General features: G+C 71.5%; 10 protein-coding genes. 6 read left to right on the forward strand and 4 right to left on the reverse strand.

Features of this window, described 5'->3' with window-relative positions; genetic code table 11:
- Window positions 1-12 precede the first annotated feature (12 nt).
- The gene (locus ACH3VR_RS00670; RefSeq protein ID WP_396638824.1) at window positions 13-486 is read right to left on the reverse strand and encodes a hypothetical protein; all 474 of its coding nucleotides are present in this window, start codon (window positions 484-486) and stop codon (window positions 13-15) included.
- Between the two features lie 13 nt (window positions 487-499).
- Window positions 500-1,123 carry a TM2 domain-containing protein gene (locus ACH3VR_RS00675; protein ID WP_396638825.1) on the reverse strand — a complete coding sequence of 208 codons (624 nt, stop codon included), beginning with the start codon at window positions 1,121-1,123 and terminating at the stop codon, window positions 500-502.
- A gap of 139 nt (window positions 1,124-1,262) precedes the next feature.
- Here ACH3VR_RS00675 and ACH3VR_RS00680 point away from each other — a divergent pair, with 139 nt between their 5' ends.
- The 3 genes from ACH3VR_RS00680 (at window position 1,263) to arr (ending at window position 2,813) form a co-directional block, all read left to right on the forward strand.
- Window positions 1,263-1,499, forward strand: coding sequence for a hypothetical protein (locus ACH3VR_RS00680; protein WP_396638826.1), 237 nt, complete (start codon window positions 1,263-1,265; stop codon window positions 1,497-1,499).
- 66 nt (window positions 1,500-1,565) lie between these two features.
- Window positions 1,566-2,360 (forward strand): helix-turn-helix transcriptional regulator, encoded by a 795-nt coding sequence (locus ACH3VR_RS00685; protein ID WP_396638827.1) that lies wholly within the window; start codon window positions 1,566-1,568, stop codon window positions 2,358-2,360.
- Between the two features lie 42 nt (window positions 2,361-2,402).
- Entirely contained in the window at window positions 2,403-2,813 is a 411-nt protein-coding gene (arr, locus tag ACH3VR_RS00690) for an NAD(+)--rifampin ADP-ribosyltransferase (protein WP_396638828.1), read from the forward strand.
- Here arr and ACH3VR_RS00695 read toward each other — a convergent pair.
- Together ACH3VR_RS00695 and ACH3VR_RS00700 are read right to left on the reverse strand one after the other, a co-directional pair.
- Window positions 2,806-3,201, reverse strand: coding sequence for a (deoxy)nucleoside triphosphate pyrophosphohydrolase (locus tag ACH3VR_RS00695; RefSeq protein ID WP_396638829.1), 396 nt, complete (start codon window positions 3,199-3,201; stop codon window positions 2,806-2,808). The two genes, arr and ACH3VR_RS00695, sit on opposite strands and share 8 nt — an antisense overlap.
- A 52-nt stretch (window positions 3,202-3,253) precedes the next feature.
- Complete coding sequence (locus ACH3VR_RS00700) at window positions 3,254-3,814, reverse strand: hypothetical protein (protein ID WP_396638830.1); 561 nt, start codon at window positions 3,812-3,814, stop codon at window positions 3,254-3,256.
- A gap of 141 nt (window positions 3,815-3,955) precedes the next feature.
- Here ACH3VR_RS00700 and ACH3VR_RS00705 point away from each other — a divergent pair, with 141 nt between their 5' ends.
- The 3 genes from ACH3VR_RS00705 to ACH3VR_RS00715 all read left to right on the forward strand — a co-directional run bounded on the left by ACH3VR_RS00705 (window position 3,956) and on the right by ACH3VR_RS00715 (window position 9,164).
- Window positions 3,956-5,170 (forward strand): exonuclease SbcCD subunit D, encoded by a 1,215-nt coding sequence (locus tag ACH3VR_RS00705; protein WP_396638831.1) that lies wholly within the window; start codon window positions 3,956-3,958, stop codon window positions 5,168-5,170.
- Window positions 5,167-8,154 carry an AAA family ATPase gene (locus ACH3VR_RS00710; RefSeq protein ID WP_396638832.1) on the forward strand — a complete coding sequence of 996 codons (2,988 nt, stop codon included), beginning with the start codon at window positions 5,167-5,169 and terminating at the stop codon, window positions 8,152-8,154. Before ACH3VR_RS00705 ends, ACH3VR_RS00710 begins: the two co-directional genes overlap by 4 nt.
- Before the next feature lie 176 nt (window positions 8,155-8,330).
- Complete coding sequence (locus ACH3VR_RS00715; RefSeq protein WP_396638833.1) at window positions 8,331-9,164, forward strand: GDSL-type esterase/lipase family protein; 834 nt, start codon at window positions 8,331-8,333, stop codon at window positions 9,162-9,164.
- The last annotated feature ends 91 nt before the right edge of the window (window positions 9,165-9,255 follow it).

Consider the following 9,255-nt stretch of genomic DNA (forward strand, 5'->3'; position numbering starts at 1 on the left):
GCGGGGTCGCCGTCAGCCGGCGAGCGACCGGACCAGAACGGAGACGGCCAGCACGGCCACGGCGAGCCCGACGACGAGGTCGGTCCAGGTCGCGAGCTGCTCCTGTGCGTTCTTCCCTTTCTTGGGGAGGTGCAGGATGCCGGCGATCAGCAGGAAGCAGCCTCCGGCCACCCCCGCCGGCAGTGCCCATCCGGGCACGAGCGCGAGCAGTCCGGCCAGTCCCATCCCGATGTTGGCCGATCCGAGCTCGCCGATCAGCTGCCTCTCCTGCACCGAGGGTGCGGCGGAACCGAGGATCTGCGCCGTGCGCCCCTTGCCGGAGATCTGCGCGATCCCCGCGACGAACAGCCGTGTGCCGACGCCCCAGAACACCCACCACTTGCCGAACACCAGGATCGGATCGCCACCGACGGTCGCGAGTTCCAGGATACCGCTGAGGATCGGCAGGACGACGGTCTGCGCGAGGACGATGACGAAGTAGCCCATGGTCGCCGGGCGGCTACCCGAAGTAGCCGCGCGTCGCGTTGATCGACCGCACGAGGGACGGGATGAGGAAGAGGTCGACCAGCCACCAGATCCCGCAGGCGATCACGAGAGGGATGCCGATCACGAACGGGGACAGGAGGATGCCGCACCAGAAGAGGATGTTGAAGACGATGGCTGAGGCCGTCAGGCCGAGGTAGAACCGGTGCGCCGCGACGCCGCCGAGGAGGAACCAGAAGAGGTACGCGATGCCTGTCTCCTTGACCGGGCGTACGACGACAGCGTGCGGCGGGGCCAGCGGACCCCACGCCCGCCCGTCCCACCACTGCATCGCGCCGGACGGGCTCGGATACCAGCCGGGCGGCGTGGACGGCTGCGCGTCGTACGGCTGCACGGGTGCCGCGGGTCGCTGAGCGTGCACGGGCTGCACCGGCGCGGCGCGCTGCACAGGCACGGCCGGCTGCATGGGTGCGGCGGGCGGGAGCACGAGGGTCTGCGGCGGGGCGAGGTCGGGCGCGAGCGCCTCGTACTCTGCCTCCTTCGACGGCGCGCCGAGCACGTCGTCCGTCCATGCATGGCCGTCCCAGAAGCGTTTGCCTCCGCCAGGAACGTCGTACCATCCGGCAGGCGTGCGCGACATCGTCGCCCCCTCAGACCCGTGTGACGGCCGCAGACGCGGCCGCGGCCCCCAGAACGGCCGTGCGCTCAACCTAGCGCCTGCGGCGCGGTGCGTAGAACTGCGTATGGCTCGTCGCCGTGCGCGGCGAGACAGTGGCGACATGGCACGAGATCGCTGGGCCTTGCGGCGGACGGCCGCGGTGCTCGCTGCCGCATGCCTGCTCACCGCTCACTTCGCATACGTGACGGAGGCCGATGCGGCTTCCGGGCGACGGGCCGGCGAGTCGGGAGTCGTGTGCGGCTTCATGGCCGGTGGCGGCGGCGGCCACGCGATCGTGTGTGCGCGCCGTCCTCTCACGCTCTCCCTCGACGCGTTCGGAGGGTCATCGTCGTCCTAGGCTCCTGCCTGCCCGGCGTCGGGGCCACCCGTAGTCAGCGCTCGGCCGGAGGTCTACCGTGTTGCCATGTCTTCGATCGACAGGAAGATCGCTGACTGGTTTCTCATCACGGCGGAAGTGCTGCAGAAGCCCATCGTCGAGTTGCCCTTGGAGGAGCTTCGCGACGACATCCTCGCGAGCTTCGACGCGCGGATGCTCAGTTCGAATCTTCGCGATGCGCAAGGTCGCATCACGGTCCGGGGCTTCGGGTGGTCGTCGAGCGATCCGACCTCCCGTGCGGCGAACGAGACCATCGCCACGGCCTTCCGCTCCCTCGACGCGGGGATGTTCGATTTCCACCCCCTGCTGCAGTGGTACGCCCGCACAGGCGAAGCCCATCCGCAGTCGGTCGGTCACATCCCGTGGCGGTTCCTGGATGCCTGGCAGATCCACGAGGTGTTCGCAATGCTGAAGAGCCTCAACGCGGAGCAGCAGATGTCGATCCCCATGCACGTCCGGGGCGTCGAGCATCAGGCTGTCGTCGTCTGCCGCTCCGGCCGCGACTTCACTGATCAGGACCTGCGGCTGGCGCGGTCGCTCCAGCCCATGTTCTCTGCGCTGCAGAGGCAGGCCGAGCTGCTCGCGTCCCGCGCCATACCCGCGGAGCTGACCGGTGTGCTCTCAGGGCGAGAACTGGCCGTGCTGCGCTCCATCGCGCGCGGCAACACCGCGCAGGGGACGGCGCGAGAACTTCTCGTGTCGCCGCGGACGGTGGAGAAGCACCTCGAGAACGCGTACCGCAAGCTCGGAGTGAGCAACCGGGTCTCGGCGGTGGTGGTGGCCTCTCAGCTCGGCCTCGTGGAGTCCCCGGCGACGCGGTAGCCCGTGTTGCCGCGCGCGGCGCGCGTCGCGCAAGCTGGAGCGATGAGCGACGCGCTGGACGAGGGACCCTTCTTCCACGGCACGAAGGCCGAGCTCGAGGTCGGTGAGCTGCTCACGGCCGGCTTCCGATCGAACTATCGTCCCGAAGTCGTGATGAACCACATCTACTTCACGGCGCTGCGCGACGGAGCGGGCTTGGCGGCAGAGCTCGCGGCCGGCGACGGCGCTCCGCGCGTCTACGCCGTCGAGCCCACCGGACCCTTCGAGGACGACCCCAACGTCACGGACAAGAAGTTCCCGGGCAACCCCACCCGCTCCTACCGCAGCAGCAGTCCACTCCGGGTCGTCGGTGAGGTCTCCGATTGGACGCGTCTGACGCCGGAGGCCCTGCAGACCTGGCGGGATCGCCTCGCGGCACTCCGTGCGGACGAGCGTGGCGAGATCATCAACTGAGCAGCGTGTCGGCGCCTGTCAGGCTGCGCACGGCCGGGAGGCCGGCATCGGCCCAGTCGATGTCGCGCAGGTCCTCGCGCGGCAGCCACCGGAGCGCGTCGTGATCGGTGCTCGAGACGGGCCGGTCGCCGTCGAGGACCGCATGCAGGCAGATGAGACGGATCGGCCCTGTGACGTCGCTCGTCAGGACGCCCGTCACGGTGATGCCGACGCCGAGCTCCTCCCTGATCTCGCGCACGAGCGCGTCCTCCGGTGTCTCGCCGGGCTCGACCTTCCCGCCGGGGAACTCCCACTTGCCCGCCGCGGCCTTCCCCGGCGCGCGCCGGCAGGCGAGGAACAGTCCCTCGTGCCGGATGACGGCGGCCACGACGTCGATCGGCTCGGGCATGCACCCATCGTCGCATCGCGAGGTGCGGCATCCATCGACTGACGAGGGCGGGTCAGGCGGCGCCGGGCTCGTCGCGCAGGCCGACCCGATCGGGGATGTCGAAGTGCACATGCGGAAGCCACTCGGAAGGCTCGGGCCACGGTCGCGACGCGGGGAGGGCGCGGAGCCGTGCGCGCAGTGCGGAAGAGGATGCCTCGACGGGGAGCACCCGCGACGGCGCGCGGTGGGCGAGAGCGCCGAGCCACCAGTGACGCCAGGTGCCGTCGATCGAATCGGGGCCGAGCACGATGTAGTAGTCGGGCATGACGACCACGCCTGCGTCGAACTGCGCGAGCACGGTGTCGACTTCGATCTCGAGCGTGCCGAGGGTCGCCTGCTCGCCGAAGAGCTCCACCCACGCCGCCGCGACGTGCTCGAGCGGGTCGGCGTCGTGCACGACATAAGGAGTGGACGCGTTCGCGAGAACACGCGACGTCTCGGCCGGATCGGCGCCGCGCAGCGACATGGCGTGGAGGGCCGGCAGGCCGTGCAGGCCCGCCAGAAGGGCCTCGCTCTCGGATCCGACAAGAGCGACGACCGTCGATCGCGGGGAGTGATCCGTCGTGGGCGCCATGTTCAACGGTACGTCCGCGGGTGTTTCATGCGGATGACACGCGGCGGACTTTCGGGAAACGCGAGGAATCGCGGATGCCGCATCCGCCGTCTCCCGCACGCCTCGGCGGCGATGTCGGAGGGGCCGCATACCGTGAAGGGCATGCGCATCCTGCACACCTCGGACTGGCACATCGGGCGGTCGTTCCACGGCCACGCCACCCTCGATGCGCTGCGCGGCGTGCTCGACGTGCTCACTGCACAGGTGCGCGAGCAGGCCGTCGACGTGGTCATCGTGGCGGGCGATGTCTTCGACTCGGCCGTGCCTGCGGCCGCCTGTTACTCGCTGCTGTCCGACGTGCTCCGCGGGATCTCGGATGCCGGGGCCGCCGTCGTGGTCACGAGCGGCAACCACGACTCGGCCGCGCGGCTCGGGTTCCAGTCTGCGCTGCTGCGCGACGGCATCCACGTCGTGACCGATCCGCTCACGACCGGCACGCCGATCACGATCCGCGATGCGCACGGTCCCGTGCACTTCTACGGCATCCCGTACCTCGAGCCCGGTCTCGTGCGCACGCTGTGGGAGGGCATCGAACTGCGTACGCAGCGTGAGGCGCTCGCGCACGCCATGGGCCTCGTGCGGGCCGAGCTCGCGGAGCGGCCGGGTGAGCGCAGCGTCGCGATCTCGCACTGCTTCGTCGCCGGCGTCGAGGCGACACCGGGCGTCGAGCGCGACATCCAGCAGGGCGGACTCGACGTGGTTGCGCTGTCGACCTTCGACGGCCCCGACTACGTCGCGCTCGGGCACATCCACGGCCGCAACCGACTCAGCGACCGTGTCCGCTACGCGGGAGCGCCGCTGCACTACAGCTTCGGCGAGGCCGAGAAGCCCCGCGGGTCGTGGCTCGTCGACCTCGATGCCGACGGCCTCTCCGCTGTGGAATGGCTCGACCTTCCCGTGCCGCGTCGGCTCGAGCGCATCGAGGCGCCGCTCGAAGAGCTGCTGACCGACCCCCGGTTCGCCGGTGCGGAAGACGCCTGGGTGAGCGCGCGGTACACGGATGCCGCGCCGCAGCGCGATCCGATGCGGCGCCTGCAGGAGCGCTTCCCGTTCTGCGCCGTCGTCGCCCACGTGCCGGCCATCGCCCTCGAGCCCGACGGCTCGACGTATGCGGCGCGGGTCCGCGGCACGCGCGACGACCACGATCTGGTCGATGCGTTCCTCGCTCACGTGCGCAACGGCGTCGGCGCGACGGCGCCGGAGAGCGCGCTCATCCGCGAGGTCATCGCCGAGGTCGCCGCAGGGTCGGCTCAGGAGGGCGCCGTCGCCAGCGCTGCGAGTGCCGTGCGAGCGAGCCGATCGGGCGTCGCCTCGTGAAGCTTCACCGCCTCGAACTCGAAGCGTTCGGCCCGTTCCTCGAGCGGCAGACCGTCGACTTCGACGCCTTCGACGCGCACGGGCTGTTCCTCATCGCCGGGCGCACGGGCGCAGGCAAATCGAGCATCCTCGACGGCATCTGCTACGCGCTCTACGGCACCGCACCCCGCTACGACGGCAGCGACCGCGGGCTCCGCAGCGACCATGCCGCACCTCACGAGCCGACCGAAGCGCGCCTCGAGTTCACGGCGGGCGGCACGCGCTGGCGCATCGCACGCACGCCCGAGTACGAGCGCCCGAAGGCCCGAGGCGAGGGCATGACGCCGGCGAAGGCGAGCGTCCTGCTCGAGGAGCGGGTTGGCGGCGAGTGGACGGGCCGCGCCACGAAGGCCCGCGAGGTCGGCGACCTCCTCGACGAGATCGTCGGGCTCAACCGGGATCAATTCCAGCAGGTGATCCTGCTGGCCCAGAACCGCTTCGCCGAGTTCCTCCTGGCGCGCAACGACGACCGGCAGGCGCTTCTGCGCACTCTGTTCGGCTCGCGCCGCTACGAGGAGTACGAGCAGGCTTTCGAGAAGCGGCGCAGAGCCTCGCACGAAGCGATGATGACGGATGCCGCGACCCTCGACGCCCTGCTCATCCAGGCCGAGACGATCCTCGTCGAAGAAGACCTCGTGGGCGCGGAGGCCGACGTCGAGCCGCCGTCTGCAGCGGGCCGGCTCGCGGCGATCGAGCGCGCACTGCCGCGCGCGACCTACCGTGTCGACGAGTCCGTCAGACGCCGCGAAGAGGCCGAGGTCGCGCACGACGCGGCGCTCGCCGCGTACGGCGCGCTGAGCGCGCAGCGGAAGCTGCAGGAGGAGCGGCTCGCGGTACGGGCGACCTACGCCGCCCTCGAGCAGCGCGAGACGATCGTCGCCGCAGACCGGGTCGTGCTCGCACGCGCCCGTGCAGCAGAGGCGGTGCGAGCCCCGATCGAAGCGGCGCGTTCCGCCCGCGCGGCGGCGACGGCCGCGGGTCAGGCTGAGACCGTCGCGCGCTCCGCGTGGATCGCCGCGGGCGAGGAAAACGCCGAAGCGCCCGCGCTGCGGAGCCTCGTCGACATGCTCGGGGGCGAGCTCGCCGTGGCGGCACACGCCGCCGAGGCTGAGCGGACGCTTCCGGCGCTCCTGGCCGCCCGAGACGAGATGGACCGGCTCGTGGCGGCGTCGGAGGCGGCGCTCGCGACGCTCGCAGCCGCGCACGCCGAACGCGAGACGCGCCTCGCGGCGCTCGAGCCGCAGTTGGCGCACGCACGGGCCGCGGCGCCCGCCCTCATCCCGGCGCGCGAGGCCGTCGCGGCCGCTCGGGCGCGGCTGGCGGCCGGACGTGAGGCCGCCGATCACGCCCGCCGGGTCGTCGAGGCCGAACGGACGCACGCCGATGCGCTCGCCGCCGCGGGTGAGGCGACTGCTGTGGTGCGTCGTCTGCTGCAGCGCCGACTCGACGGCTACGCCGGCGAGCTCGCCGCGACGCTCGTCGACGGCGAGCCGTGCGTTGTGTGCGGGGCCTCGGAGCACCCCTCGCCGGCGGCGCCGAACGATGAGCCCGTCACCGACGACGCGGTCGCGACGGCCGAGGCTTCGGCGGCATCGGCGGCGGCGGTCGCCGAGGCCGCCTCGGCGCGAGCGCGTGACGCACGCGCGGCGCACCACGAAGCATCCGCCCGAGCGGGCGGAGTCGCTGTCGACGAACTGGAGGCCGCGGTGGCGGCGGCCGAGTCGACGCTGAATGCAGCCATCGATGCCGAAGCCGTCGTCGTCGGGCTCGAGGCCGCGATCGCCGACGTGCGGTCCGCCGGCGTGACGGCCGCGGCCGAGCGCGAAGCCCTCACCGCCGGACTCACCGGCGTGATCGAGGAGCGCGCCGCAGCGCAGCAGCATGAGGCGTCGGCGCGTGAGGCGGTCGCCCACGCACGCGGAGAGCACGCGTCGGTCGCGATGCGCATCGACTGGATGACGCGCCGCCGCGACCTCGCGCGTGCCCTCGCCGAGGCCGCCGAGGAGAGCGCCCGGCGCGGCGCCGCGGCCGTCGACGCCGAGGCATCCCGCGACGAGCAGATCGCAGCCGGCGTGTTCGCCGGTGTCGAGGATGCGACCCTCGCCCTCCTCGACGAGCCGCGGCAGGTCCGGCTGGCGGCAGAGATCCGCGCCCACGAGATCGCGCTGTCGACCCAGCGCGAGCGGCTGCGCGTGCTCGAGACCGATCTCGCGGGCGTACCCGACGAGCCGATCGACCTCGCACCGGCCGCGGCCGCCGCCGACGCCGCGCGGGATACCCGCAACACCGCCGTCCGGTCGGCCGCACGTCACGCCGAGGTCGCCGGCCAGCTCGAGCGTGCGGCATCCCGTGCGGCTCTCGCCCACGCGGACTCCGCCGGACGCGCCGCAGAGCACGACCTCATCGCCGGCCTCGCCAACGCCGTCGCCGGACGCACCGACAGCCGCATGGACCTCGAGACGTTCGTGCTCGCCGCCGAGCTCGAAGAGATCGCCGCCGCGGCCAACCTGCGGCTCGACGCGATGTCGTCGGGCCGTTACCGACTGCGCCACACCGATGTCGTCGGGGCGCGCCGCGTTGCATCGGGTCTGGGCCTCGAGATCCTCGACGCCTACACGGGTCAGGCGCGCACTCCGCAGTCGTTGTCCGGAGGCGAGACGTTCCTCGCCTCGCTCGCGCTCGCGCTCGGCCTCGCCGAAGTCGTCACGGCGCGCGCCGGAGGAGTGCGACTCGACACGCTGTTCATCGACGAGGGATTCGGCTCGCTCGACGCCGACACTCTGGAGCTCGCGATGCGCACGCTCGACGAGCTCCGCCAGGGCGGTCGCACCGTCGGCGTCATAAGCCACGTCGAGGCGATGAAGGAGCAGCTGCCCGCCCAGCTGCTCGTCGAGGCGACGCCGCGCGGTCCGAGCGTCGTGCGTGCGGCGGCACTCGTCGGCTGAGCGAGTCCCGAGGCGCTGAGCAGACGGCTTCGGCCGACCGAAATTCGTCGTTGTTTCTGTCCGGTCGCGGGTATATGGTTTCCGCGTGGCGGACCCACCGGATCCGTCCTCGCCCGAATCGCCGGTGATCAGGTCTTTGGCCTCGCCAGCCACGATGACGTGCTGGGGGTAGTTGCATGCGCACTTCGACTCGAACGCGCCGTGCGTTCGCGACGATGCTCGCCGGCGCCGTCCTCGTCGCCGGATCGCTCCTCGGGGCGTCGAGCGCTACGGCCGCGCCGGCGCTCCCCGCCAAGATGGCGGCCCTCGGCGACTCGATCACGCAGGGCACCATGACCTGCAGCGCTCTCTTCTCCTGCCCGACCAACAGTTGGTCGACCGGGACGACCGCGTCCGTCAACTCGCACGCGAGCCGCCTCCGCGCGGCAGGTGCCACGCTCCAGACGTTCAACGACTCCGTCGTCTCGTCGACGTCCGCCGCACTGCCCGGACAGGCGACGAAGGCCGTCGGCCAGGGCGCGCAGTACGTCACGATCCTGATCGGCGCCAACGATGCCTGCACCAAGACCGTCGCGGGGATGACGTCCACGACGGTCTACCAGACCAACGTCCAGACCGCCCTCAACACCCTCGCGGCGAGCGGCGCGCAGATCTTCGTGGCTTCGATTCCGAACCTGCTGAGGATGTACGACCTCAACAAGGCGAGCCTCTCGGCCCGATTCGCATGGGCGAGCCTGCAGGTCTGCCAGTCGCTCCTCGCGAACCCGACCAGCACGGCGGCCGCCGACGTGGACCGCCGCAACCAGGTGCAGCAGCGCGTCAACGAATACAACGCCGTGCTTGCGACGCTGTGCGGCGTGACGCCGAACTGCCGCTTCGACGGCAACGCGATCGCGACCTATCCCTTCACGAGAAACGACATCTCGACGCGCGACTACTTCCACCCGTCACTCGCCGGCCAGGCGACGATCGCGGCCGTCACCTGGCCGAAGACGCAGTGGGCATCATGACACGACACACCAGACGGAAAGGGGCCTGCATCTGAGCAGGCAGGGCATCAGCGTTGGGGAGCGCTGATGCGCTGGGGGAAAGCGGCGGCCC

This window comes from Microbacterium alkaliflavum, assembly GCF_044325405.1.
Taxonomy (GTDB): Bacteria; Actinomycetota; Actinomycetes; order Actinomycetales; family Microbacteriaceae; genus Microbacterium; species Microbacterium alkaliflavum.